Raw genomic sequence first — 24,827 nt, 5'->3', positions numbered from 1 at the left:
CCGACCAGCCGGCCGAGTCCTCGCGGGATCAGCCGAGGGGCGGGATCAGCCGAGGGACTGCCCGGTGCGGCGTTCGATCTCTGCGGCCTGGGTGAGGACGGCCTCAGCGAGCTTGACGTGCGCCGCGTCGACGAGCTGCCCGTCGACGCCGGTCGCCCCGAGACCGCGGGCCTCCGCCTCCCGGTAGGCCGCGAGGTTGCGCCGCGCGCGGACGATCTCCTCGGCGGTCGGGCCGTAGACCCGGTTGGCGATGTCGATCTGGGACGGGTGGATCGCCCACTTCCCGTTGAACCCGAGCGTGGCCGACCAGCGAGCCTCCCGCTCGTAGCCGGCCGCGTCCTTGTAGTCCGGGAACGGCGAGTCGATGGCCAGCAGGCCGCCGATCCGCGCGGCGGTGACGACCTTCAGCCGGGCGTAGTGCCAGAAGTCGCCCGGGTACGGGTCGCGGGGCGCGAAGTTGGTGTCGACCCGCGCGCCCTGGGACACCGACAGGTCGCCGGCGCCGAGGATCAGCGCGTCCAGCCGAGGGCTGGCGGTCGCGATCTCCTCCGCATGCGCGATCCCGGCGACGTCCTCGATCAGCACCTCGAGCCGGATCCGCCGGCTCAGCCCTATGGTCTGTTCGATCTGGGTGAGCAGGGTGTCGACCCACCACACGTCCCGGGCGGCGGTGACCTTCGGGATGATGAGGGCGTCGAGGTTCTCCCGCGCGCCGGTGACGATCTCGATGATGTCCCCGTAGGCCCAGCGGGTTCCGATCCCGTTGATCCGCACCGAGCGGACCGTGGTGCCCCAGTCGTACTCGTTGAGGGCCCGGACCGCCTTGCCTCGCGCCTGTTCTCGCAGCGCGGGCGCCACCGCATCCTCCAGATCGAGGAACACCAGGTCGGCAGCCGATCCCGCGGCCTTGGGGAACATCCGGTCGTTGGTCGCCGGGGTGGCGAGCTCGGAACGCCGCAGCAGCGGCGGCGGCGGCGCGGCGTCGCCGGGAGTGTGGTCGGTCACCAGCGTGGCTCCTGTCGCCGAGGGGTCGGGGAGGTGAAGAGGGCCACCAGCTCAGATGACATGGCGATCCCGCAGGTCCTGGAGTTCCGCCTCGGACAGTCCGAGCACGCTGGCGAGCACCTCGTCGGTGTGTTCGCCGAGGCGGGGGCCCAGGCGACCGACGATGCCGGCGTGTTCGGAGAAACGCGGCACCGGAGCCTGCACCAGCATGGACCCGAGCTCGCTGTCGTCGATCCGGGTGAAGACCTCGCGGGCCCGCACCTGGTCGTCCTCGACCAGCCCGACCACGTCGTAGACGGGTGCCGCGGCGATCTCCTCCCGTTCGAAGACCGCCATGGCCTCCTCCAGGGTCTGGCCGGCGATCCAGGTGGCGACGACCTCGTCGACCTCGCGGGCCCGGGTGAGCCGGCGGACCGGGTCGGCGAAGTCGGGATCCGCGGCGAGGTCAGCGCGTCCGATGGCGCGAAAGACCCGTAGCGCCACGGTAGGCGCGCTGCCGGACATCGCCAGCCACCGGCCGTCGGAGGTGCGGTAGGTGTTGCGCGGCGCGGAGATGTCCCAGCGGTTGCCCGACCGGTGCGGGATCGTCCCGATCTGGTCGTAGGTGATGACCGACTGTTCCAGCAGCCGGGACAGCGGGTCGATCAGGTTGATGTCGATGAGCTGCCCGTCGGCGCCGTGGACGTCGCGGTGGTACAGCGCCATCATCACGGCGTACGCCGCGTTCAGCGACGCGACCCCGTCGGCGAGCATGAACGGCGGCAGCGTCGGCGGGCCCTGCTGCTCGCCGGTGATGTGCGCGAACCCGCTCATCGCCTCACCCAGCGTGCCAAAACCGGGCCGGTCCGACTTCGGACCGGACAGGCCGAAACCGGTGATGTGCAGCATGACGATCTTCGGGTTGAGCGCCCGGAGCCGCGGGTAGTCGAGCCCCCAGCGGCGCAGCGTGTGTGGCCGGGTGTTGACGACGACCACGTCGCTCGCCGTGGCGAGCCGGCGGGCCAGCTCCTGGCCCTCGGGTTGGCGCAGATCGAGAGTGACCGACCGCTTGTTGCGGCTGACGCTCTTCCACATCAGCCCGACGCCGTCCTTCTGCGCCCCCCAGCCACGGATCGGGTCACCGCCCTGCGGCTGCTCGACCTTGATGATCTCGGCGCCGAACTCGCCGAGATAGGTCGCGGCCAGCGGCGCCGCGGCGAGGGAGGCCAGGTCGAGCACGCGTATCCCGGACAGCATGGTGCTGGGCCCGGCCGGGGCGGGCGCTGGCGGCTCCGACGGTGCCCGCACGGACGACGGGCGCACGGACGACGGCCGTTGCGACGCCGGCCCCCCCGCGGGTGGGTGGTGGGGTTGTGGGTGTGTCGGGGGCTGCTCAGGCAAGGGCTGCTCAGGCACCGGTGCCGCCGGCGGCGGTCGCGGCGATCGTGTCAGCGTCCGGGGTGCTGGGGACGGGAGTGTCGCGGACCGTGTTGGCCGGGCGCGCCAGGCCCAGGTTCTCGCGCAGCGTCGAGCCGGTGTAGGCGGTGCGGAAGATCCCGCGGCGACGCAGTTCAGGCACCACCAGGCGGACGAAGTCCTCGAACGCGCCGGGGAAGTGGGTGGCGGCGATGACGAAGCCGTCGCAGGCCCGGGACTCGAACCACTCCTGCATCTGGTCGGCCACCTGGGGGCCGGTGCCGACGAAGCGTGGGCCCTGGAGCAGCGTGGCCCGGTGGCTCGCGAGCGTGCGCAGGGTCAGCTTCTGGTCACCGAGGTGCCGCTTCACGCCCTGGACCAAGCCGCGGATGCCGGACACCGAATTGATCAGCTCGTCGGTGACCTCGTCGTCCAGCGACATGCCGGCGAAGTCGTGGTTGGTGAGCTCGGACAGCAGGGTCATCGACGCCATCGGGTGCACGAGCTCGTGCAGGAAGATCTGCTCCTTCTCCCGCGCGATCGTCTCGGTCTCCCCGACGATGGTGTAGGCCATCGGCAGCATCCGGACCTTGGCCGCGTCCCGGCCGCCGGCTGTGATGAGCTCCTTCTGCGCCGTGTAGTGCTCGACGGCGACGGGCTGGCTCGGGTCGGCGGTGAAGATCACGTCCGCCCAGCGGGCGGCGAACCGCATCCCGCGGCCGGACTGGCCGGCCTGGATGATCGGCGGGTGGCCCTGCGGCGGGCGGGGGACGGTCAGCGGACCCTGGACGTCGAAGTACTTGCCGTGATGGGCGAGCTCGTGCACCTTGGCCGGGTCGGCGAAGATCCCCGTCTCGCGGTCGATCGCCACCGCGTCGTCCTCCCAGGAGTCCCACAGCCGGGTGACGACCTCGATGAACTCCTCGGCGCGGTCATAGCGCTCGTCGTGGGCGAGGTGCGCCTCGACGCCGAAGTTGCGGGCCTCCGCGTCGTTCACGGAGGTGACCACGTTCCAGGCGGCCCGTCCGCCGCTGAGATGGTCCAGGGTCGCGAAGGTCCGCGCGACGTGGAACGGCGGGTAGTAGGTGGTCGAGTAGGTCGCGCCCAGCCCGAGGTGCGTGGTGGCCGCCGCGGCGGCGCCCAGCACGGCGGTGAGGTCCAGTTTGATCGGACGGGCGCCGTAGCGGACAGCCTCACCGGGTGACTGGCCGTAGATGGACGGCATCGCCAGTCGGTCGTCGAAGAACATCATGTCGAATGTGCCCTCTTCGAGGACGCGGGCGATCCGCTGGTAGTAGCGCAGGTCGAGGAAGTCGTGCGCCGAGCTCGGGTAGCGCCACGAGCCTGCGTAGACTGACACGTTCGACGCCTGCATGAAGGCGACCAGGGTGAGCTTGTCATCGCGGCTCGTCGACACGGGGAGCTCCTCTCACGACATGGGCAACTTGGGCGGAGCGGGTGAGCCGGCGGGTTACCTTCCCCCGCCGACCGGGCTGGTGGCCCTTGGGCGGCGCGGGTCGTGCGGGCGTCCGGAGTCGTGCGTCCCGTTGCGGCGGATGAACGTCATCGCCCGGGTCCGCAGCCGCCAGCCCTGCGCGGTGCGCAGATAGGTGTCGTTGTAGTAGCCGATGCGCAGGTCGTGGGTGGCGTGGTCGATGAAGCACAGGGGCTGGGTGCCGGTCGCGGTGTCACCCCGCGCCGGCTCGACGTCGGACGACTGGGCCCCGGACGACTGGCCGCCGGAGAGGTCCACCAGTGCCGTGCCGGTCAGGAACAGGCCCGAGGGCGCGGCCGCGACGAGCTCAGGGAAGTCCGCCAGCGTGTAGGTGTCGCCGAACGCGCTGTAGGTACCGTCCGGGGTGAAGACCTCGATCAGCCCCGGTATGTCGCCCTGGGTGATGGTCACCGCGTACCGGGCGAGCAGCTGGTTGATCGCGACCAGGTCCTCGGTGGCCGAGGGCCGCGCGCCGGGCACCCCGCTGCCGGTGGGCGTCGCGTCAGCGGTGGGTGTGCCGCCAGCGGCGGGCGTTCCATCAGCGGCGGACGTCGCGTCCGTGGTGGACATAGGTCGTTCCTCCCTTCATGACGAACTGGACGTCCCGCAGGGCGGTGATGTCGTCGAGCACGTCGCCGCGCACGGCGATGACGTCGGCGAGCAGGCCCTCGGCGAGCTGTCCGCGGTCGGTGACGTTGATCAGGTCGGCGGCCGTCAGCGTCGCCGCCCGGATCGCGGCCAGCGGTGTCATCCCCCGGCTGACCAGGGCGACCAGCTCGTTTGCGTTCTTGCCGTGCGGGATGGCGGGGGCGTCGGTGCCGACCGCGATCTTCACGCCGGCGTCGATGGCGGCCCGGATCGACTGCCGGGCCTTCGGGAACATCACGGCCGCCTTGGCCTTGAGCTCCGGCGCGGCCCGGGAGACGTCCATGCCGTCGGCGAGGAAGGTGGTCGCGACGAGGAAGGTGCCGTGCTTGACCATGAGCTCGATGGCGTCGTCATCGATCAGGAAGCCATGCTCGATGCAGTCGATGCCCGCCTCGACCGCCGAGCGCACCGCGTCCGCGCCATGGGTGTGCGCGGCGACCCGCAGGCCGCGCCGGTGCGCCTCGTCGACGATCGCGCGCAGCTCCTCGTCGGAGTAGTGCTGCGCGCCGGGCTCGCCGCTGAGTGACATCACCCCGCCGGACGCGCAGACCTTGATCAGCTGCGCGCCGTGCTTGATCTGGTAGCGCACGGCCCGGCGCACCTCGTCGACCCCGTTGGCGATGCCCTCCTCGACGGAGAGCTCCATGATCCCCGGGGCGAACGCGGCGAACATCGTCGGGTCGAGATGGCCGCCGGTGGGCGTGATCGCGTGGCCGGCCGGGATGATCCGCGGGCCGTCGATCCAGCCGGCGTCGATCGCCTTGGCCAGCGCCACGTCGAGCAGGTAGCCGCCGGTCTTCACGAACAGGCCGAGGTTGCGCACCGTGGTGAACCCGGCCCGCAGGGTGCGCCGGGCGTTGCCGACGGCGCGCAGCATCCGCAGCGGCGGGTCGTCCTGCACGGGGGAGAGCACCGGCGTCTCGCCGCGCCCGCCCATCAGCAGGTTGACCTCCATGTCCATCAGCCCGGGCAGCAGGACGAGGTCGCCGAGGTCGACGACCTCGCCCTCGGGCGGGCCGCCGACCCGCACGATCCGCTCGCCGTCGACGACGAGGACACCCGGCCGGACGATCTCGCCGGCCACCACGTCGAGCAGGCCGCCCGCCTGCAGGGTCAGCATCAGCCGACCACGGGCTCGGCAATGACGTCGAGGTAGGCCGCGCCGCTGTCGGGCACCCGGGCCTGCTTCCAGACCTCCACCGGGAAGGACACCATGACCAGGGACTGCATCAGGTGCATCAGGGTCACGGCGTCGTCCGGCAGGCTGTCCAGCGGGAACTTGTCGCAGTAGGCGATCGCGTCCTCGAGGCGGAGGAAGGCGGCGTCGTAGAACGCCTGCATGTCCGCCATGCTCGAGGCCAGCCGGCGGGCGTAGCGTTCCGGCTCGGTGGCCAGGGCCCAGTCCGCGTACGGCTCGAGGTCGGCGAAGTCAGCGGGCAGCGGCATTCTCGTACTCCTTCACCCGGTCGTGGGTCACCTTGTGCAGGTGGCGCAGCAGGATCTCCTGGTCGCACAGCGGGAACTCGGTGACCGCCCGGGAGGCGATCATCGTCTGGGTCGCCTCCAGGGTGTTGCCGTCCTGCAGGGCGTATTCCTTGAACGTGACGGCGGCGAGTTCCTGGGCCAGCCGTTCGCGGGCGTTGCGGGGCGGGACGAAGTAAAGGCTGGCCTCGAAGACGTGCTTGTTCACGGCGGTCGGCCAGTAATGGTAGGTCAGGTACCATCCGGGCGCCCAGACCAGCAGCATGAAGTTGGGGTAGATGACGAACGAGTCGATGCCCCAGGAACGGCTCTGGGCCGGGTTCACACTCGGCGGCAGCGCGTCCAGGCCCTCGATGTCGGGCGGGTCCCACGGGCCGAACAGGCCGCTGCGCAGGACACGCTCGATCGGCTTGACCATGTTGATGTCCTTGGGCGGCGCCATCCCGCCCCAGCTGGAGACCATCGAGTGCGGGCCGTCCAGCTCGTAGTGCAGCGCCTCGAAGCCGAAGCCGATCAGCTTGTCGGCCTCTTCCTTCACGGCCTGCTTCTGGTGCAGCACCGGCGCGTGGTAGAATTCCGCGAACGCGTCGATGAACAGCTTCCAGTTGCTGCCGATCTCGGCCCGGTAGCTGTAGACCTCGGTCATCTCATGGAACGGGTAGCCCGCAATCCCCCGGACCATCGGACCGAGGTACTCCTCCAGCGTCTGCTGCGGGTCGAGGTTGATGAAGATGAACCCCTCCCAGACCTCGCAGGCCACCTCCTTCAGCCCGTAGTCGGCCTTGTCGAGGTCGAAGAACTCGCCCTCCTGCTGGACGAAGGTGAGTTTGCCGGTGAGGTCGTAGCGCCAGGCGTGATACTTGCAGGTGAACTGCCGGCAGGTGCCCGACGTCTCCTCGTTCGGAAAGTCGTTCCACACCAGCTTGTTGCCGCGGTGCCGGCAGATGTTGTAGAAGGCGCGGACCTTGGCGTCCGGTCCCCGCACGACCACCACGGAGGTCCCGGCGAAGACCAGTTCCTTGGTGAAGTAGTTGCCGGTGCGCGGGATGCGCTCGGTGCGGCCGACGTTCAGCCAGCTGCGCCGGAAGACCGCGACCCGCTCCTTTTCGTAGTAGGCGGGGTCGATGGAGTCGTTGTAGTCGATCGGGGCTGTACCCAGCGCGGGATAGTGCGCTGTCCAGCTGCCCTCGGCGGGTTTGGCGAAGTGGGGCACGGGGCTACCTTTCGTGTCCGGGCTTGGAGCCACGTCCGACGCCGGCCGCGCTCGCACGGGTGGCGTCGTCCCCGGGCCGGGCGTCCGGCTCCTCCGGGGCGGTACCGAAGGTGTTGAAGGCGACGGCGAGCATGGCGTAGCCGCCGACGGTGAAGATCAGGTCCATCAGCTGCTTCTCGTCGAGCTCCTTGCTGAGGCGCTCCCATGTCCCGTCGGACAGGCCGGTGCCGCCGTCGAGCTCGTCGACCGCGCGCAGCACCTCGCGATCGAACGGGTCGGCGGCCTCGCCTCGCCCGGCTGCTTCGATCTGGACTTCGGACAGCCCCAGCCCGGCAGCCAGCCGCACGTGCTGCGCCCACTCGTAGGCGCACTCCCGGCGCTTCGCCACCCGCAGGATCGCGAGCTCGCGCACCCTGGGCGGCAGCGTCGAGCGCAGCAGCAGATGGTTGTTGAACGCCAGGAAGGCCTGGGTCAGATCGGGATGACGCAGCAGCGTGGACAGCCCATTGCCGGCGCCCCGCGCGTTGCGCAGGCGGCGCGGCAGCATGTGCGACACGGCCTCCCGGGTCCGGTCATCCCACTGCTCTTCCGGCAGAGGCGGCAGCCGTACCGCGCCGGCACCCTGCGTGCGGGACGGCGGCCCGAGAGCACTGGGCCTGTCGTCATCGCCTGTCGTCATCATCCTCCCGTCGGCCACCTGAGAATGTGGTTCTCGGTGATGAATATCAGGTTCTCATGTGGGGGGGCTCCACGTCAACGAAAGGCGGAGCGGGCGCCTGGCCTCGTGGTGCGGGGTGGATGCCTGCCCGCGGTCCGCTCCTCGTCGACGTGGGGCGGTCGTGCTCGGGCGAAGGTTCGGGGGTGTGCGCGCCTGAGGTTCGGCGCCGGGTGGCGCGTTGTCGTATTTGATTCTCGAACCGCGAGAAGCTAGTTTCCTTCTCGGTAGAGGAGGATGCCATATGGGACCCCGCAACGGCCGGAGCCGCCGTCGGCGGACCGTGGCCGCGCGGGCAGATCGGTGACCGACACCCGCCGCGGCCCGACCCGGGCGACCGGTGGGTGATTCCCTCCCTCCCTCTCTGCCGGCTGTGCGGCTGTGCGGGCAGCCCAGCGCCGCAGCGGCGGCCCAGCTCTGGCCAGGCTCCGGTCGGTGCCCGTCGCGCGCACTCGGCCTGCATCTTCACCGATCGTGGCCCCGGCTACCTGCGCCCATGATCTGTATGTATCAGTGACCCAGGACGGTGGAGGTGGAGTCTTCATGGACTTCGAGCTGAGCGACGAGCAGAAGCTGTTTCGACGGACCCTCCGGGACTTCGCCGACAAGGAGATCATTCCGGTCGCACCCGAATGGGAGCGGACCGGCCGCTACCCCACCGAGTTCGTCGAGGCGTTCCGTGAGTTCGGGCTGTACGGGCTGAACGTGCCGACCGAGTACGGCGGCCTCGGCGCGGACCGGGTCTCCTATGCCCTGGCGTTCGAGGAGATCGCCCGAGCCTGGTTGGGTGCCGCCGGGCTGTTCGGACCGCATTCGGTGGCCTGCTGGCTCCTCGCCCGCAACGGGACGCCCGAGCAGAAGCAGCGCTTCCTGCCGGCCATGGCGACCGGTGAGCTGCGCTCCGGGCTTGGCCTGACCGAGCCGGGCGCCGGAACCGACCTGCAGGGGATCACGACGACGGCGGTGCGAGACGGCGACCACTACGTCGTGAAGGGCGCCAAGACCTGGATCACCAACGCGCGGGTCGCCGGCATGCTGCCGGTACTGGTGAAAACCGGGGGCCCGCAGCGGTCGCCGAAGGGGATCTCCCTGCTGCTGGTCGACACCTCGTCGGCGGGGTTCAGCGTGACCCGGGACCTGCCCAAACTCGGCTACAAGGGGCCGGAGACCTGCGAACTCGTCCTCGACGAGGTGCGGGTGCCGGCGGAGAACCTGCTGGGCGGTGCCGAGGGGCGCGGCCTGGCCCAGATCCTCAACGCCCTCGAGATAGGCCGGATCAACATCGCGGCCCGCGCCGTCGGCGTCGCCCAGGCGGCCTATGACGCCGCCCTGACCTACTCCCGGGAACGGACGTCCTTCGGCCAGCCGATCTCGGACTTCCAGGCGATCCAGCTGAAGATCGCGGACATGGCCACCGAGATCCAGGCGGCCCGGTTGCTCACCTACTGGGCCGCTTCCAGGTCCGAGACGACCGGCGGCCGGGTGGACCTGGAAGCGGGGATGGCCAAGATGTTCGCGTCGGAAGTCGCCATCAAGAGCTCACTGGAAGCGATGCGCATTCACGGCGGGTATGGCTACTCGGCGGAGTTCGTGATCGAACGTCTCTACCGCGACGCCCCGCTGATGGCCATCGGTGAGGGAACGAACGACATCCAACGCCTCGTGATCGCGCGATCGCTGGTGTCGGGCGCCGGCCGGCTGGGCTGGTGAGATCCGCGGGCATCCATGATCTCGGGGAGACCGCCGCCGCGGGTGGGCGGTCTGCGCCGACCCGCTGCCGCGTCCCGCACGTAGGTCGCGCGGGACGCGGACCGTCTCCTCGATGGCCGCGCCCGCCCGCGGCCCCTGGATGGCCGCAACCCTGGACCGGCCCCACGGCGGGCCCAGTTCCCGGTGCATGCCCGGTGCGGCGATCAGGGGTCTTCTCAGGGGACCTGGACGATCAGGGCTGCCAGGGTCAGACCGGCGCCGAATCCGACCAGGAGCGCGGAATCACCCGAGCGCACGCTGCCCTGTGCGCGCAGGGAATGCAGGGCAAGCGGGATGGAAGCCGCCGAGGTGTTACCGGTCGTCCGCTCCCGGGCGACGACCGCCCGCGTGGCGCCGAGTTTCGCGGCGAGCGCGTCCACGATGCGCAGGTTCGCCTGGTGCGGTATCACCGCGGCGAGGTCCCCCGGCGCGATTCCCGCGCGTTCGCAGGCCGCCAGAGCTACGGGATACACCGCTGTCGTCGCCCAACGAAAGACCCGCTGGCCCTCCATGCGCAGCTGGCCACTGGTCTCATCGACCTGGATCAGCGACGCCCCGGACCCGTCATGGCCCCAGGCGGCCGGGCCGATGGCCGCGTCGTCACCCGGGCCCACCACGACCGCGGCCGCACCGTCACCGAAGATGATGCCGGTCCCGAGGTCCTCGGGATCGACCAGCGAGCTCATCTTCTCCGACGCCACGACGAGCACGCGGCGCGAGGAACCCGTCCGGACGAACGCCGCCGCGGCGACCACCGCGTAGCAGAACCCGGCACACGCGGCATTCAGGTCGACGGCCCCGCTGCGCTGCGCGCCGAGCGAGGCCGCCACCTGCGCGGCGACACCTCCCTGTTGCCTGTCGTTACTGCAGGTCGCCGCGATGATCAGATCGAGATCCCCGGCCTGCAGGCCGCTGTCCCGCAGCGCGTCCTCGGCTGCCGCGAGCGCCATCGACGCGACCGTCTCATGCTGGCCGGCCTGCTGCCGGGAGACGAAGCCGGTACGGGTCTCGATCCACTCGGGTGTCCGGCCGAAACGGGACGCAAGCGTCTCGTTCGTCAACCGACCCGCAGGTCGATAGGCCCCGAGACCCACCAGCCGCGCCCCTTGGCCCCTGCCAGCGGGCCATTCACCGTCCACCATCGAACTCCTCTCGACCGCAGCGGCAACGACCGACGGCCCTGGCGACCATCGGGGATCGGGGGGGATCGGCGGCGACCGCCGCTGGCCGGGCCCGCCGGCATGAGGCGCGAACAGCTTGAGATCCCCCCAATTGCCGGAAGCCATACTTTTGGACACCCTATAAAACCGCGGGTGCGGTGGCCACAGTAGCCGGTCGGATTCGCTGGAGTAGGTAGCGCATCGACTGCCGCTTGGATACGGTCAGTAATGATGGGCGGGCGCCGGTCATCGCGTCGCGTGGCCTGGGGCGCCGCAGGCGCAAGGGCTCCGTGTGGTCGGGGGCGCCGCACGCACCCAGGCGGGCCGCGGGGCGAGCGCAGGCCGGGTGGGCCGGCCTGGTCGGCCGGGGCCCGGTCGCTGACCAGGGCAAACACTGGCCACTCGGCGAGGGAGACGGTCGAGCGCGGCGGTCGGAGGAGACGGTCGAGAACGCCGGTCGGGGCAGCGCGTCCTCGACCTCGGAACCATCAACCTGCCCGGGCGGACCACCTCGCACCTGCCAGTCGGGCGGAACCCCCGGCGGCGTCACCCCGACAGGGCCGCGCCGCCGGGGGTTTGGGTCAGATCAGGATCGGCAGCTTGAGGAAACCGCGCACCGTGCTGGTGTGCAGGCGGACCGCATTGTCATGGTCGACCTCCCAGGTCGGGAAGCGGCGCAGGGTCTGCTCCAGGGCGATGCGCCCCTCGACCCGGGCGAGCGCCGCGCCCAGGCAGTAGTGGATGCCGCGGCCGAAGGACAGATGCCGGTCGAACTTGCGCTGGACGTCGTAACGGTCCGGGTCGGTGTACTTGCGGTCGTCTCGTCCGGCCGAGCCGGTGAGCAGCAGGATCTTGGACTTCGCCGGGACCGTGACGCCGTACAGCTCGACGTCGCGCGTGAGGGTACGGCCCTGCACGGGGGACGGCGCCTCGTACCGCAGCGTCTCCTCGATCGCGTTCGGGATGAGCGCGTGGTCGGCGGCGAGCGCGGCCCGCTGGTCGGGATGGGCGGCCAGCAGGTTACCCGCCCAGCCCAGCAGCCGGGCGACGGTCTCGGTGCCGGCCGAGACCAGCAGCAGGACGAAGTCGGCCGCCTCCGACGTGGTGAGCTTGCGGGTGACGCCGCCCTCGGTGATCTCGACCTGGACGAGATCGCTCATCATGTCGTCGCGCGGCGTGACCCGCCGGGCGTCGAGCTGCTCGGACGCGTAGGTGTGCAGGTTGATCTGGGCCGTCAGGGAGACGTCGTTGATCATCCCCTTCTCCGGGTCCAGGTGGAAGGTCTCGTCAATGAGGCCGCGGACCCGCTCCTGGTCGTCGGGGTCGACGCCGAGCAGCCGGGAGATGACCAGCGACGGGAGCCGGGCGGCGAAGTCCTGGACGTAGTCGAAGCCGCCTGAGCCGATCAGCGGGTCGAGCAGCTCGTGGCATAGTTCGGTGATGACGCCGTCGAGGCTGCCCACCCGGCGGGGGGTGAACGCGCGCACGACCAGCGCGCGCAGCATGGTGTGCGCGGGCGGGTCAAGAAAGATCATGTGACCGGTGCCGAGTGGCTCGTCACCCATGATCTCCAGCACGGTCCCGTAGGCGGAGCTGTAGGTCGCCGGGTCGACGCTTGCGGCGTCCACGTCGGCGAACCGGGAGAGGGCGAAGAAGTCGTGCTTGTCGTTGCGGTAGAGCGGCACGTCGTCGCGCAGCTGGCGCCACCGCGGATAAGGATTGACGTCGATCGCCGGGTCAAACGGATCCCAGTACACGTCATCCGTCATGGTGCGGACCTCTCTCGGGCATGCTCCGGCGGGCCGGATAGGGGCCGGCGGCGCGGGGGGTGAGAGCGCCGCGGTCAGGTGGGACAGGCAGTTCAGGGCAGAGGCAGTGCAGGACAGGCAGTGCAGGACAGCCGGTTGAGCACAGTTGAAATGGGGTTTTTGTCCTGCGGGCGGGCCGCAACGTACCACGTGACGCCAGTCGCATTCCTGGCACGGAGAGCGCGGCCAGCGGCGGGTGCTCACCCCAGGTCGACGCGCTCCGGGCCGTGCCGGGAGCTCTCCAGCGCGAGTAGCTGCGCATCGATGGCGGCGAACACCGCTTCATCATCGCTCGCGATACCGAGATCCGCGTCGATCGCCATGACCTGCGTCATGCCGATCATCGCGACCTGGGCCACCCGAGGGGAGAAACGGTCTTCGGGAATCCCCAGGTCGGCAAGTGCCGCCGTGAAGGCGTCGAGCTGGAGCTGACGGTAGGCCCGGTAGTACTCGAGAATGCTTGACCGGATGGCCTTGCGATGGTTCGCCAGTGCCATGAACTCAAGGTTGAACCGGCTGGAGGTCATGCCGATCTCGCGCATCGCCCACAGCTGCCGCAGCGTCGGACGGGCCCGCAGCGCGTCCCGCAGCATCTGCAGGCCCACGTCCGCCCGCCGCCGAAAGATCTCCAGGAACAGGTCGTCCATCGTGCGGAAGTAATAGTGCACCAGCTGGGGGGCGAGATCCGCCCGGGCGCCGACCCGCCGTGAGGTGACCGCGGCGTAGCCCTCCTCGAGCAACAGCCGCTCCGCGGCATCGAGCAGCTTCTCCCGCGTACTCGTCGCGGCCGCGTCGGAGCGGCGGGGGCTAGTCATGCCTCCTTCATATTCCATCCGAGCATCGGGTTCTGCCGGTTGAGTCTGGCCGCCCAGCCGGGCGTCGCGTCCCGGCTGGGCGGCGTCGCGACCGGTGGCGCGAGCCGTCAGATGTACATCCCACCGTTGACGCCGATCACCTGGCCGGTGATGTAGCTGCCGGCGTCCGAGGACAGGAACGACGTGGCGGCGGCGATGTCGGCGGGGGTGCCGGCCCGGCCGAGCGGAACCATCTTCGCGATCGTGTCGATGGCCACGATGTCGCCCCGGGCCTCACCCTCACGCGCCATCGGTGTGTCGACGAGGGTGGGCGGAATCGTGTTGGCCGTGATGCCGTGCGGGGCGAGCTCCCGGGCCAGCGACTTCGTCAGCGCGATGACGCCGCCCTTGGACGCGGTGTAGTGCGCCATCGTCGCCGCACCGGACTGCGCGCTCGACGACGAGATCGTGACGATCCGCCCCCAGCCCGCGGCGATCATGTCGGGTACCGCGGCCTGCACGGAGATGAACGTGCCGGTGAGGTTGACGGCGATGACCCGATCCCAGGTCTCGGCGGTGATGTCCAGCAGCGGGTTGAACGCCTCGACCCCGGCACTGGTCACCAGGATCCCGACCGGGCCGAGTTCGGCCCGGATCCGCTCGAACGCCGCGGTGACGCTGGCGCGGTCGGCCACGTCGACCGCGAGCGCCAGGGTCCGGTCGGGGGCGCCGAGGTCGGCGGCCGCGGCGTCCGCGGCTTTGCCGTCCAGGTCGAGGATGGCGACCTTGTGGCCGTCGGCCAGGAACTGGCGGGCGACCCCGAGCCCGATGCCGGACGCCCCGCCGGTGACGACGGCGACCCGGCTCACTGGCCCTCACCCTCGGCCAGGTCGAACTCCACGTGCAGCTTGGTCAGGCCGCGCAGGATCCAGGTCGGCTCGTAGTCGTAGTGCCGGTCGCCGGCCGGGCCGTGGTGCTCCTCGGAGATCCGGATGTCGGTGGTGCGGTCGAACAGCCGCTCCAGGCTGATCCGGGCCTCGACCCGGGCCAGCGGGCCGCCGGGGCAGGTGTGCACACCGCGGCCGAAGGCGATGTGCGAGCGGACATTCTCCCGGCCCAGCCGGAACTCGGCCGGGCACTCGAACTGCTCCGGGTCGCGGTTGGCCGCGCTGTTGAGCAGCATCACCGGCGTGCCGGCGGGCAGGTCGACACCGGCGAGGGTCATGTTCCGCTTGGCCAGCCGGAAGTCGGTCTTGACCGGGCTCTCGACCCGCAGCGTCTCCTCGATCAGCTCCGGGATCAGCTCCCGGTGCTCGCGGACCCGCGCCTGCACGTCGGGGTTGTCGCCGAGGTACTTCACCGCCGAGGCGAGCAGCCGGGCGGTGGTCTCCTGGCCGGCGGCGAACAGGAAGGTCGCGGCGCGGACGACCTCGTCGACCGACGGCACGGTGCCGTCCGGGTAGGTGGCCGTCGCCATCTGGGTCAGCACGTCCCCGGTGGGGGTCTCGCGGCGGTCCTCGATGTACCTGCTGAACCAGTCGTCGAGCCAGGACAGCGCGTTGAGGCCGCCGTCGGCGTCAGTGCCGCCCTCGCCGCCGGCGCCGATCTGGCCGGGGCTCTGCGACAGGCCGAAACCCTGGCGGAACCGCTCGTGGTCGGCCTGCGGCACCCCCAGCAGGTCGGCGACCGTCAGCATCGCGAACGGCTGGGCGAACTCGCGGATGAACTCGCACTTCCCCTGGGCGAGGATCGCGTCGAGCTGCCGGTCGGCCAGGCCCCAGATGAACTCCTCGTTCTCCCGCAGGCGCTTGGGCGTGAGCATCCCCATCACCAGGGTGCGGCCCTGTGTGTGCGACGGGGGGTCCATCGTGACCAGGTGCTCGTTCATCGGGATCTGGTCGCGGTACTTCTCGATGAGGGGGGTGATGTCATCACCCTCGAGCGGCACCGGGAACGTCGCGTACGGGCCGATCACCGAGTTGATCGATGAGTAGTTGGCCGGGTCGCGATAGACCTCGGTGATCTCCTGGTAGCCGGAGACCGCGACGACGCCGAGTTCGGGCAGCGGCAGCACCGGGCACTTCGCGCGCAGCGCGTCATAGTACGGATACGGGTCGTCGTTCAGCGAAGGATCGTTGAAGTAATCGACCGCGGTCAGGTCAGTCAACCCGCTCTCCTCCCGCGCATCGGGGCACCGAAGGCCCCTTGTGCGGTCGCCAAATACCTACAATGTGTTGTGTAACACGTGCGTGGAGCGATCCGCAAGCGATAGCCGGATCCGGCTTCCGTGGGGATGCACCACCTTGGTGCCGGCGTGCCCCGGACGGTTTGCCACCTGGGCGGCGTGGCGCGGCGCGGTGGTTTGGCGGCCCGGTCGGCTTCTCTCGGCGGGCCGGCGCCCGCGCGGGCCACCGTTCCTCAGTTCTTCCTGGCTGACAGTTCGTCCTGGGCGACACATCGTCCTGGCTGACAGATCGTCCTGGTTGACAGAGCTGGGGACCTCGGAGCAGTGTGATGACGTCCAGCGGTTTTCCTTCAACGGGCGGCGCCGACCTCGGGGGACCAGCCCGCCCGCGGCGGCCGCGTGGTGCACCAGGCGCGGGATTCGGTATGGCATTTCCGGCTGGTCCGCAGTTCATAACGCCTTTCGGCGTGTCCCGTTCTTCGCGGCGCGTCCTCGGCGCAGCCTCGAACGTCCGGCTGGCACGCGGTCCGCGCTGCCTCGCGGGTCCGGCCGAGCGGCCAGCGTGCCGGTCGATCACCGATGTCCGATCCCGCCCCCTCGACACAGGTCGACGGACGTCGACGGACCAGGTAGCACGGATCACGGACATCGGACCGGGGATCCAGGGATCACAGGAGGTTCGCAGCAGTGACCGAACGACGAACGGCGCTGGTCACCGGCGGTGGCTCGGGCATCGGACGGGCCATCAGCCGCCGGCTCGCCGCGGACGGCTTCGCGGTGGCCGTCCTCGACCTCGATCATGACTCGGCCAAGCGGGTCACCGAGGAGATCGCCGCGGATGGCCACGAGGCGAGCGCCTTCGGTGGCGTCGACGTGTCCGACCGGGCAGCCCTGAGCGCCGCCGTCGACGGCGTCCGCGAGCGGTTCGGCCCGATTCTCGTCCTCGTCAACAACGCCGGTCTCTCCGGCTTCCGGCCATTCCTGAAGATCAGTGAAGCGGCCTGGGACAAGATAATCGCGGTCAACCTGTCCGCCCCGTTCTACCTCACTCAGGCCGTGCTGCCCGACATGATCGCCGCGAAGTGGGGGCGGATCGTGAACATCTCCTCCTCCAGCGCCCAGGGCGGCCAGCAGTACATGACCCACTATGTCTCGTCGAAGGCCGGCCTGATCGGCATGACGAAGTCGTTGGCGCTCGAGTTCGGCCCGGATGGCATCACCGCGAACACGATTCCGCCCGGGTTCATCGACACCCCGATGATGCGTGACTCCGAACGGCGCGGATTGCTCGGCGGAAGCGTCGAGGACAACGCGCAGCGGATTCCGGTCCGTCGCCCCGGAACCCCCGAGGACATCGCCGCAGCGACCTCGTTCCTGTGCCGTGACGAGGCCGGTTATATCACCGGCCAGATCATCGGCGTCAACGGCGGCCGCGTCACCTGAGCCGGTCCGCGTAGGCCGGATGACCGGCGAACCACGCCACTGCGGCGGCGTCCCCGAGGCACCTGATCGGCGGGCGGCCGCCGCGGTGGCATTTCCGCGGTGGCGTCACCCCGGTGTCAGCGGTGGCCGCGGTGTCAGCGGGTTGGCCCGGTCACGGCGGGGTGGGCTGGTCGCGTAGGGCCGCACGCTGGATCTTTCCGGTGGCGGTCTTCGGTAGCGCGGGGATGACCAGCACGCGACGGGGGCGCTTGTACGCCGCGAGCCGCTCCCCGGCGAAGGCGACGAGCTCCTGCTCGTCCGCGGCCATGCCGTCGCGCAGCGAGACGTAGGCCGTGACCGCCTCGCCCCGGTAGGCGTCCGGCTGGCCGACCACCGCCGCCTCGAAGACTGCCGGATGCTCGTAGAGGGCGTCCTCCACCTCGCGGGGCCAGACCTTGAAGCCCGAGGTGTTGATCTGGTCCTTGATCCGGTCGACGAGGTAGATCCAGCCGTCGCCATCCATGACCGCGACATCGCCGGTGTGCAGGTGGCCGTCCGGCATCGTGTGGGCGCTGGCCTCCGGGTTGCGCCAGTACCCGGGACTGACCTGTGGCGCGATGAACACGAGCTCTCCCTCGCGCCCGGGTGCGAGCGGCACGCCGGCGGTGTCGACTATCTCGACGGCCGCGTTCTGCATGGGCACGCCGATCGACAGGGTCCCGCTGGCCTGGTGCACGGGAGCCTCGGTGCCGGCCGGCACGGCGATGCCGCCGCCGGTCGTCTCGGTCATTCCCCAGATGTTGTGCAGGTACGGGCCGAAGCGGGACCGGAACGCCTCGATGGTCGCCGGCGGAATCGGCGCGCCCCCGGAATGGAGCCGCTTGATCGAGGCGAAGTGCTCGGGGCCCGCGTCCGGCACCCGGAAGAAGGCGTTGAAGGCGGTGATCGAGCCGATGGTGGTGGTCACGCCGTGTTCGCGGAAGGTGTCGAGCACGACGGCCGGGTCGAACCGCCCGCTCATGCTGAGCGTGACATCGTCCAGCAGGGCGATGCCGGCGTTGAGGGTCAGCCCGGTGATGTGGAACAGCGGGGCGATGGCGAACGAGACGTCCCCGGGCGCGAGATCCAGCCATCGGCCGTAGTTCAGCACCGAGTGCAGGACGCCGCGGTGGGTGTTCAGCGCGCCCTTCGGCGGGCCGGTGGTCCCCGAGGTGTAGGTGATGAAGGCGATGTCGTCCGGGCCGACGTCTTCGACGGAGTGGGGGCGTTCGCCGCGGCGCGCGGCGAGGATCTCGGCGAGATCGCCGTCGGGCGACGGGGGTGGCTGCGGCGCGTCGTCGAACACCCGCGGGTCGTCGCGGGTCTGGAAGTCGCGGGAGGAGGCGGACAGCAGCCAGCCGACGGTCGAGCCGGCGAGGGCGGCCCGGGTGGGTTCGTCGGTGCCCCGGGCTACGATCATGCCGCTCGTCCCGGAGTCGTCGATCAGGCGGCGAAGCTCCGGCCCCCGGTACATCGGGTTGAGCGGGACGACGGCGGCCCCGGCCTTCCAGACCGCGAGCAGGCTGATCGGGTAGTAGGGCACGTTCTGCAGGTAGATGCCGATCCGGTCGCCCCGCCGGACGCCACGGGCCCGCAGTTCGGCGGCCAGCGCGTCGGCGTGCGTGTCGAGTTCGGCCGCGCTGATCGACCCGTCGAAGTAGCGCACCGCGGCCCGGTCCGGGCCGGCGGCGACCCGGGCCCGCCAGGCCGCCGGGATCGTCTCGTGCGCGATCCGCGGGGTGGGGTCGAGCCCCGGCGGATACCGGGCCAGCCACGGTCTTGCCTGGTCCACCGTCATGTCGGTTCGGCACTCCTCCCTGGCGGGTTGACGGGTCGGCCGGACCTTACTAGCTTTTTTGCAGTTAATGAATCCCGTGTTGCATATAACGGACAGATATAACGAACAGTGGTGGCCGGTGGACAGGACCAGCCGGCGGCCCGGTACGGCCCGGTACGGCAGGGTGCGGGAGCCCGGCCTGCCATCCCATTGCGAGGTCCGTCATCTGAGGAGCTGCGGTGTCCACTCCGCTCGGCGCGACCCAGCCACCGTCCGTGCCGGGCGAGGCGGGACTCGACGCGGACGTTGCCGTCGTCGGCGCGGGGCCGACCGGGCTGATGCTCGCGAACCTTCTCGGGCTGCATGGCCTGCGGGTGCGCGTGCTTGAGGCGGGCCCGGCGCTCATCGACTACCCGCGCGGGGTCGGCATGGACGACGAGACGCTGCGGACCTTCCAGACCGCGGGCCTGGTGGCCGAGGTGCTGCCGCACACCGTCCCGCACCAGCTGCTGGTGTTCGTCGATGCCAAGGGCCGTGACCTGGCCCGCCTGGCGCCGCCGACGGCGGAGTTCGGCTGGCCGCGCCGCAACGGCTTCGTCCAGCCGCTGGCCGACCGGGTGCTCTTCGAGGGCCTGGCCCGCTTCGACCAGGTCAAGGTCGACTTCTCGACCCGGGTCACCGACCTCACCCAGGACGCGGGCGCAGTCACCCTCACCGCCGAGACGCCGCAGGGGAGCGTGGCGGTGCGGGCGGCCTACGCCGTCGGTTCGGACGGCGGGAGCAGCGCCACCCGCAAGGCCCTCGGCCTGGGCTTCGACGGCACGTCGGCGGCCGAGAGCTGGTTTGTCGTCGACGTCCGCAACGACCCGCTGGGCCGTCCCGGCGCGTACGTCTGCTGCGACCCGCGCCGGCCGCACGTGTCGATCAGCATCCCGCACGGCATCCGCCGGTTCGAGTTCATGCTGCTGCCGGGTGAGACCGAGGCGGACGCGATGTCCGAGCAGTTCCTCGCCCGCCTGCTCGAGCCGATCGTGCCGGCGAGCGCCAAGGTGGACGTCATCCGTCGCCGGGTCTACACCCACCACTCGCGCCTGGCCGAGCGCTTCCGCCACGGCCGGGTCCTGCTCGCCGGCGACGCGGCGCACCTGATGCCCGTCTGGCAGGGGCAGGGGTACAACAGCGGGATCCGGGACGCGCTCAACCTGTCCTGGAAACTCGCGGCGGTGTGCCGGGGGGTGGCCGAGGACGGTCTGCTCGATTCCTACGAGTCCGAGCGCCGCGACCATGCCCGGGCGATGATCGACCTGTCCACCAGGGTGGGGCAGGCCGTGTCGGTCACCAACCGGGCCGGGGCGGCCGCGCGCAACCTGTTCTTCCGATCGCTGTCGGCGATTCCCCGGGCGAAGACCTACATCGTGACGATGCGTTTCAAGCCGATGCCGACGATGCGGGATGGCGCGCTCACCCGGGTCGGCTCGGTGAGTGAGCCGAGCCCGGTGGGTCGGCTGTTCATCCAGCCGACCGTGGCGACCCGCGCCGTCGCGTCGGCCCGGCTCGACGACGTGCTCGGCCCGTGGTTCGTGCTCCTCGTCTGGAACAACGACCCGCGCCAACTCCTGGACGACGACGCGCAGCGACGACTGGCCCAGGCCGGGGTGCGGCTGGTTGAGGTACGCCCCGCCGTCCAGCTGCCCTGGAACGCGAGGACCGCCGACGCCGAGGCCGGGGGCCCGGCCGGCCCCGCCGATGGCGTCGACCACGGCGGGCCCGCCTGGCCCGCTCCCCTCGACCCTGCTCGTCCCGGCTCCGTCGGCGTTGCCGGGGCCGGGGCGGGCGGTGGCTCGGTGCTGGTCGTCGGCGACCTGGACGGCTCGCTGAAACGATGGTTCGACGCGCACGCCGAGTCCGTGGTGCTGGTTCGCCCGGACCGGATCGTGGGCGGCGCGAGCCCGGCGCACGCCGCGTCCGACATGGTGCGGGCCTTCGACGCCGCCTTGCGCGCAGGAAACAGTGCAGGGAACAGCGCAGGAAACAGCGCAGAGAATGAGGACGCATGACGCTCTGGACCGACCTGGCCGGCGTGGACTTCACGGTGCGCCACGTCGATGTCGGCCCCTGGTCCACCCGGGTGCTGGAGACCGGCGCCGGGGAGCCGCTGGTTTTGCTGCACGGCACCGGCGGGCACCTGGAGGCGTTCACCCGCAACCTGCGCGCGCTCGGGGCGCGCTACCGGGTCATCGCCTACGACTTCCCGGGCCACGGCTGGACGACGACCACCACCCATGACCTGGAGATCGACGACTACCTGGAGCATCTCGGCGGCCTGCTCGACGTGCTCGGCCTCGACCGGGTGCACCTGTCGGGGGAGTCTCTCGGCGGATGGGTCGCGGTGAAGTTCGCCGCCCGCCATCCCGAGCGCGTCCACCGGCTGGTGCTCAACACCCCCGGCGGGACGATGGCCACCCCCGAGGTGATGGAGCGGATCCGCTCGCTGAGCCAGGCGGCGGCCGACGATCCCAGCGAGCAGCGGATCCGGACCCGGCTGGAATGGCTGATGGCCGATCCGAGCTCGGTCACCGACGAGCTGGTCGCGATCCGCCGCGGGGTGTACGGCCGGCCCGGATTCGCCACGTCCATGCGGCACATCCTGTGCCTGCAGGCCCCGGAGATCCGCCGGCGCAACCTGGTGACCGACGCCGAGCTCGACGCCGTCACCGCGCCGACCCTGGTGATCTGGACCAGTGACGACCCGTCCGGCCCGGCGAAGGCCGGCCTCGACATGGCCGAACGCATCCCCGACGCCGAGTTTCGGCTGATCAAGGATGCCGGCCACTGGCCGCAGTGGGAACAACGCGCCGAGTTCGACGAGATCGCGCTGGAGTTCCTGGGACGGTCCGCGTGACCACCGCGCGACCGGCATCCCAGGCGGCGCGGGCCGTCCAGGCGGCCGAGGCAGTCGGGGTGGCGGTGGCCGGCGAGGCGCTGGACGCGGCGGCCGACCGGCTCCAGCTCGCGGCCGAGACCGGCGTGGCCTGCGCGCCGCTGACCGATCTGCTCGTGGCCGGGGACATCGACGCCGCCTACCAGGTGCAGCGCCGGCTCACCGAGCGTCGGCTGGCCGGCGGGGCGCGCATCGTCGGACGCAAGATCGGCCTGACCTCGCACGCCGTGCAGCAGCAGGTCGGCGTCGACCGGCCCGACTTCGGGGTCCTGTTCGCCGACATGCACTACGCGGACGACGAGCTGATCCCCATCGGACGGCTGCTGCAGCCGAAGGCCGAGGCCGAGGTGGCCTTTCGGCTGGCTCGCGACATCCCTGACGCCTCCGATCCCGCCGTGGTGGCGGACGCGGTGGAGCTCGCGTTCCCCGCGCTGGAGATCGTCGACAGCCGGATCGCCGACTGGCGGATCGGCATCACCGACACCGTCGCCGACAACGCCTCCTCCGGCGTGTTCGTCCTCGGTCCGACCGGACTGCCCCTGACGGAGCTGCGGCCCGTCGACGTCACGATGACCCTGCGCCGCAGTGCCGGGCCGGAACGTGACGAGACGCCGGGTCCCGCCGAGCCGCCGGGCCGCCGCGGAGCGCCAGACCGCGGCGGCCCGGTCAGTCCGGGCGCATCCGCCGCCGAGGTGGTCTCCCAGGGCGACGGAGCCGCCTGCCTGGGCGATCCGTTGAACGCGCTGGTCTGGCTCGCCGCGACCATGATCGAGGTGGGCACACCGCTGCGCGCGGGCGAGCTCGTGCTCTCCGGAGCGCTCGGTCCGATGGTGGCGGTGGCCGCCGGCGACGTCTTCACGGCGGACATCGCTCCGCTGGGCACGGTGACCGCACGTTTCTCAGGAAGGGACGTCAAGGGATGACCGAGCGCACACAACCGTCCGGACGCACAGGGGTCGCGATCATCGGCTCCGGCAACATCGGCACCGACCTGATGGTCAAGATCCTTCGTGGCGACACGAATCTGCGGGTCGTCGCGATGGTCGGCATCGACCCGAACTCCGATGGTCTGGCCCGCGCCCGCCGCTTCGGCATCGCCACCACCGCCGACGGCGTCGAGGGCCTGATCGGACTGCCCGAGTTCGGCGAGGTGGAGATCGTCCTGGACGCCACCAGCGCCGGGGCGCACCGGGCCAACGCGGCCCGCCTGGCGCCCTACGGCCTGCGCCTGGTGGACCTCACCCCGGCGGCGATCGGGCCCTTTGTGATCCCCGCGGTGAACTTCGAGGACCACCTCGACGCGCCGAACATCAACATGGTCACCTGCGGCGGTCAGGCCACCATCCCGATCGTGGCGGCGGTGTCGCGGGTGGCCGAGGTGCCCTACGCCGAGATCGTCGCCTCGGTGGCGTCGAAGTCGGCCGGCCCCGGCACGCGGGCGAACATCGACGAGTTCACCGAGACCACGGCCGACGCCATCGAGCAGGTCGGCGGGGCGCGCCGCGGCAAGGCCATCATCATCCTGAACCCGGCCGAACCGCCGCTGATCATGCGGGACACCATCTTCTGCCTGGTCGGCGCGGCCGACCACGAACGGATCCGCGCCTCGATCGAGGACATGATCGCCGAGGTGGCGACCTACGTGCCCGGGTACCGGCTGGTGCAGCGGGTGCAGTTCACCCCGGTCGACCCGGCGCAGGTGGCGACCCTGCTTCCGGCCGGTTCCGGCCCGGTTGACACCCGGGTGTCGGTCTTCCTCGAGGTCGAGGGTGCGGCCCACTACCTGCCGGCCTACGCCGGCAACCTCGACATCATGACCTCGGCCGCGATGCGGGTGGCCGAGCGGATCGCGCAGCGCGCGAAGGCGGTGGCCTGATGACCGACTCCACGACGCCGGCGACTCCGACGGCGCCCTACATCCAGGACGTCACACTGCGCGATGGGATGCACGCCCTTCGCCACCGAATCACGCCGGAGCTGGTCGGCCGGATCGTCGAGAACCTGGAGGCCGCGGGAGTCGGCGCGATCGAGATCGCGCACGGCGACGGCCTGGGCGGCTCCAGCCTGAACTACGGGCCGGGCAGCAACACCGACTGGGAGTGGATCGAGGCGGCCGCCGAGCACGCGCGCACCGCGGTGCTCACCACGCTGCTGCTGCCGGGCGTCGGCACGGTGCACGACCTGCGTCGCGCCTATGACCTGGGCATCCGTTCGGTGCGCATCGCCACCCACTGCACCGAGGCCGACGTCGCCGCGCAGCACATCGCCGAGGCCCGCGGCCTGGGCATGGACGTCTCGGGCTTCCTGATGATGGCCCACATGACCAGCGCCAAGGAGCTCGCCGACCAGGCGCTGCTGATGGAGTCCTACGGCGCGCACTGCGTCTACATCACCGACTCCAGCGGCCGGCTCACGATCGACGAGGTACGCGCCCGGGTCCGCGCCTACCGCGAAGTGCTGAGCCCCGAGACCCAGGTGGGCATCCACGCCCACGAGAACCTCTCGCTGGCGGTCGCGAACTCGGTGGCCGCCGTGGAGGAGGGCGCCTACCGGGTCGACGCCTCGCTGACGGGACTCGGCGCCGGAGCCGGCAACGCTCCGCTCGAGGCCCTCATCGCCGTGGCGAACGTGCTCGGCTGGGAGACCGGCTGCGACCTGTTCGCCCTGCAGGACGCCGCGGAGGACATCGTCCGCCCGTTGCAGGACCGGCCGGTGCGGATCGACCGGGAGACCCTCACCATCGGCTACGCCGGGGTCTATGGCAGCTTCCTGCGCCACGCCGAGACCGCTGCCGTCACCTATGGCGTGGACGCCCGCGAGATCCTGCTGGAAGCCGGCCGGCGCCGGCTCGTCGGCGGCCAGGAGGACATGCTCACCGACATCGCCCTGACCCTGGCCGCCCGTGCCGGCTGAGTACGCCGGGTGTGAGGTGGTCGCTGATGTGCGTGGTGGCGCGTGGATGCGCTGGGGGACCGGTGGCGATCGTCGCCGGTGGAGGC

General features: G+C 70.9%; 21 protein-coding genes. 7 read left to right on the top strand and 14 right to left on the bottom strand.

Going from position 1 to position 24,827, the window contains the following annotated elements:
- Positions 1 to 45: 45 nt before the first annotated feature.
- From MXD95_RS12765 to MXD95_RS12730, 8 genes are all read right to left on the bottom strand, one after another.
- The gene (locus MXD95_RS12765; RefSeq protein ID WP_250640808.1) at positions 46 to 1,005 is read right to left on the bottom strand and encodes an HpcH/HpaI aldolase/citrate lyase family protein; all 960 of its coding nucleotides are present in this window, start codon (positions 1,003 to 1,005) and stop codon (positions 46 to 48) included.
- 51 nt (positions 1,006 to 1,056) lie between these two features.
- The gene (locus tag MXD95_RS12760) at positions 1,057 to 2,307 is read right to left on the bottom strand and encodes a CaiB/BaiF CoA transferase family protein (RefSeq protein ID WP_250640807.1); all 1,251 of its coding nucleotides are present in this window, start codon (positions 2,305 to 2,307) and stop codon (positions 1,057 to 1,059) included.
- Positions 2,308 to 2,392: 85 nt separating this feature from the next.
- On the bottom strand, positions 2,393 to 3,817 hold the full coding sequence (locus MXD95_RS12755) for an LLM class flavin-dependent oxidoreductase (RefSeq protein WP_250640806.1): 1,425 nt from the start codon (positions 3,815 to 3,817) through the stop codon (positions 2,393 to 2,395).
- A 54-nt stretch (positions 3,818 to 3,871) separates the two neighbouring features.
- Positions 3,872 to 4,465: a nuclear transport factor 2 family protein gene (locus MXD95_RS12750; RefSeq protein ID WP_250640805.1), complete on the bottom strand. Its 594-nt coding sequence runs from the start codon at positions 4,463 to 4,465 to the stop codon at positions 3,872 to 3,874.
- Positions 4,434 to 5,663 carry a metal-dependent hydrolase family protein gene (locus MXD95_RS12745; protein WP_250640804.1) on the bottom strand — a complete coding sequence of 410 codons (1,230 nt, stop codon included), beginning with the start codon at positions 5,661 to 5,663 and terminating at the stop codon, positions 4,434 to 4,436. The genes MXD95_RS12750 and MXD95_RS12745 overlap by 32 nt, the downstream gene beginning before the upstream one ends.
- Complete coding sequence (locus tag MXD95_RS12740) at positions 5,663 to 5,989, bottom strand: hypothetical protein (protein ID WP_250640803.1); 327 nt, start codon at positions 5,987 to 5,989, stop codon at positions 5,663 to 5,665. The genes MXD95_RS12745 and MXD95_RS12740 overlap by 1 nt, the downstream gene beginning before the upstream one ends.
- Entirely contained in the window at positions 5,973 to 7,238 is a 1,266-nt protein-coding gene (locus MXD95_RS12735; protein ID WP_250640802.1) for an aromatic ring-hydroxylating oxygenase subunit alpha, read from the bottom strand. The genes MXD95_RS12740 and MXD95_RS12735 overlap by 17 nt, the downstream gene beginning before the upstream one ends.
- 4 nt (positions 7,239 to 7,242) lie before the next feature.
- Positions 7,243 to 7,917 carry a carboxymuconolactone decarboxylase family protein gene (locus MXD95_RS12730; RefSeq protein WP_250640801.1) on the bottom strand — a complete coding sequence of 225 codons (675 nt, stop codon included), beginning with the start codon at positions 7,915 to 7,917 and terminating at the stop codon, positions 7,243 to 7,245.
- 579 nt (positions 7,918 to 8,496) lie between these two features.
- Between MXD95_RS12730 and MXD95_RS12725 the strand changes: the two genes are divergently transcribed.
- Positions 8,497 to 9,663 carry an acyl-CoA dehydrogenase family protein gene (locus MXD95_RS12725; RefSeq protein ID WP_250640800.1) on the top strand — a complete coding sequence of 389 codons (1,167 nt, stop codon included), beginning with the start codon at positions 8,497 to 8,499 and terminating at the stop codon, positions 9,661 to 9,663.
- Between the two features lie 215 nt (positions 9,664 to 9,878).
- Here the strand turns inward: MXD95_RS12725 and MXD95_RS12720 are convergent, their stop codons facing one another.
- From MXD95_RS12720 to MXD95_RS12700, 5 genes are all read right to left on the bottom strand, one after another.
- Positions 9,879 to 10,844, bottom strand: a complete 966-nt coding sequence (locus MXD95_RS12720) for a beta-ketoacyl-ACP synthase 3 (protein ID WP_250640799.1) — start codon at positions 10,842 to 10,844, stop codon at positions 9,879 to 9,881.
- A gap of 599 nt (positions 10,845 to 11,443) precedes the next feature.
- A complete protein-coding gene (locus tag MXD95_RS12715) occupies positions 11,444 to 12,631 on the bottom strand; it encodes a cytochrome P450 (RefSeq protein WP_250640798.1) in 1,188 nt (395 codons plus the stop codon).
- A gap of 239 nt (positions 12,632 to 12,870) precedes the next feature.
- Positions 12,871 to 13,485, bottom strand: coding sequence for a TetR/AcrR family transcriptional regulator (locus MXD95_RS12710; protein WP_250640797.1), 615 nt, complete (start codon positions 13,483 to 13,485; stop codon positions 12,871 to 12,873).
- 107 nt (positions 13,486 to 13,592) lie between these two features.
- Positions 13,593 to 14,333: an SDR family oxidoreductase gene (locus tag MXD95_RS12705; RefSeq protein ID WP_250640796.1), complete on the bottom strand. Its 741-nt coding sequence runs from the start codon at positions 14,331 to 14,333 to the stop codon at positions 13,593 to 13,595.
- Positions 14,330 to 15,631, bottom strand: a complete 1,302-nt coding sequence (locus MXD95_RS12700) for a cytochrome P450 (RefSeq protein WP_250640795.1) — start codon at positions 15,629 to 15,631, stop codon at positions 14,330 to 14,332. The genes MXD95_RS12705 and MXD95_RS12700 overlap by 4 nt, the downstream gene beginning before the upstream one ends.
- A 705-nt stretch (positions 15,632 to 16,336) precedes the next feature.
- On the opposite strand from MXD95_RS12700, the gene MXD95_RS12695 reads away from it, so the two are divergent.
- Positions 16,337 to 17,092, top strand: a complete 756-nt coding sequence (locus tag MXD95_RS12695; RefSeq protein WP_250640794.1) for an SDR family NAD(P)-dependent oxidoreductase — start codon at positions 16,337 to 16,339, stop codon at positions 17,090 to 17,092.
- A gap of 151 nt (positions 17,093 to 17,243) precedes the next feature.
- Here MXD95_RS12695 and MXD95_RS12690 read toward each other — a convergent pair whose 3' ends face one another.
- Positions 17,244 to 18,908, bottom strand: coding sequence for a class I adenylate-forming enzyme family protein (locus MXD95_RS12690; protein ID WP_250640793.1), 1,665 nt, complete (start codon positions 18,906 to 18,908; stop codon positions 17,244 to 17,246).
- Between the two features lie 218 nt (positions 18,909 to 19,126).
- Between MXD95_RS12690 and mhpA the strand changes: the two genes are divergently transcribed.
- From mhpA to dmpG, 5 genes are read left to right on the top strand one after another with little or no spacing between them, the layout of a single operon-like run.
- Positions 19,127 to 20,944: a bifunctional 3-(3-hydroxy-phenyl)propionate/3-hydroxycinnamic acid hydroxylase MhpA gene (gene mhpA / locus MXD95_RS12685; protein WP_250640792.1), complete on the top strand. Its 1,818-nt coding sequence runs from the start codon at positions 19,127 to 19,129 to the stop codon at positions 20,942 to 20,944.
- Positions 20,941 to 21,789, top strand: a complete 849-nt coding sequence (locus tag MXD95_RS12680; RefSeq protein ID WP_250640791.1) for an alpha/beta fold hydrolase — start codon at positions 20,941 to 20,943, stop codon at positions 21,787 to 21,789. Before mhpA ends, MXD95_RS12680 begins: the two co-directional genes overlap by 4 nt.
- Positions 21,786 to 22,751, top strand: a complete 966-nt coding sequence (locus MXD95_RS12675) for a 2-keto-4-pentenoate hydratase (protein WP_308301486.1) — start codon at positions 21,786 to 21,788, stop codon at positions 22,749 to 22,751. The genes MXD95_RS12680 and MXD95_RS12675 overlap by 4 nt, the downstream gene beginning before the upstream one ends.
- Complete coding sequence (locus tag MXD95_RS12670; protein WP_250640790.1) at positions 22,748 to 23,704, top strand: acetaldehyde dehydrogenase (acetylating); 957 nt, start codon at positions 22,748 to 22,750, stop codon at positions 23,702 to 23,704. The genes MXD95_RS12675 and MXD95_RS12670 overlap by 4 nt, the downstream gene beginning before the upstream one ends.
- A complete protein-coding gene (gene dmpG, locus MXD95_RS12665) occupies positions 23,704 to 24,741 on the top strand; it encodes a 4-hydroxy-2-oxovalerate aldolase (protein WP_250640789.1) in 1,038 nt (345 codons plus the stop codon). Before MXD95_RS12670 ends, dmpG begins: the two co-directional genes overlap by 1 nt.
- Positions 24,742 to 24,827: the final 86 nt, after the last annotated feature.

The sequence above is a fragment of the Frankia sp. AiPa1 genome, assembly GCF_023243075.1.
In the GTDB taxonomy this organism is placed as follows: domain Bacteria; phylum Actinomycetota; class Actinomycetes; order Frankiales; family Frankiaceae; genus Frankia.
Note: the sequence above shows the minus strand (reverse complement) of the source record. Positions and strands in the feature narration are given on the sequence as shown.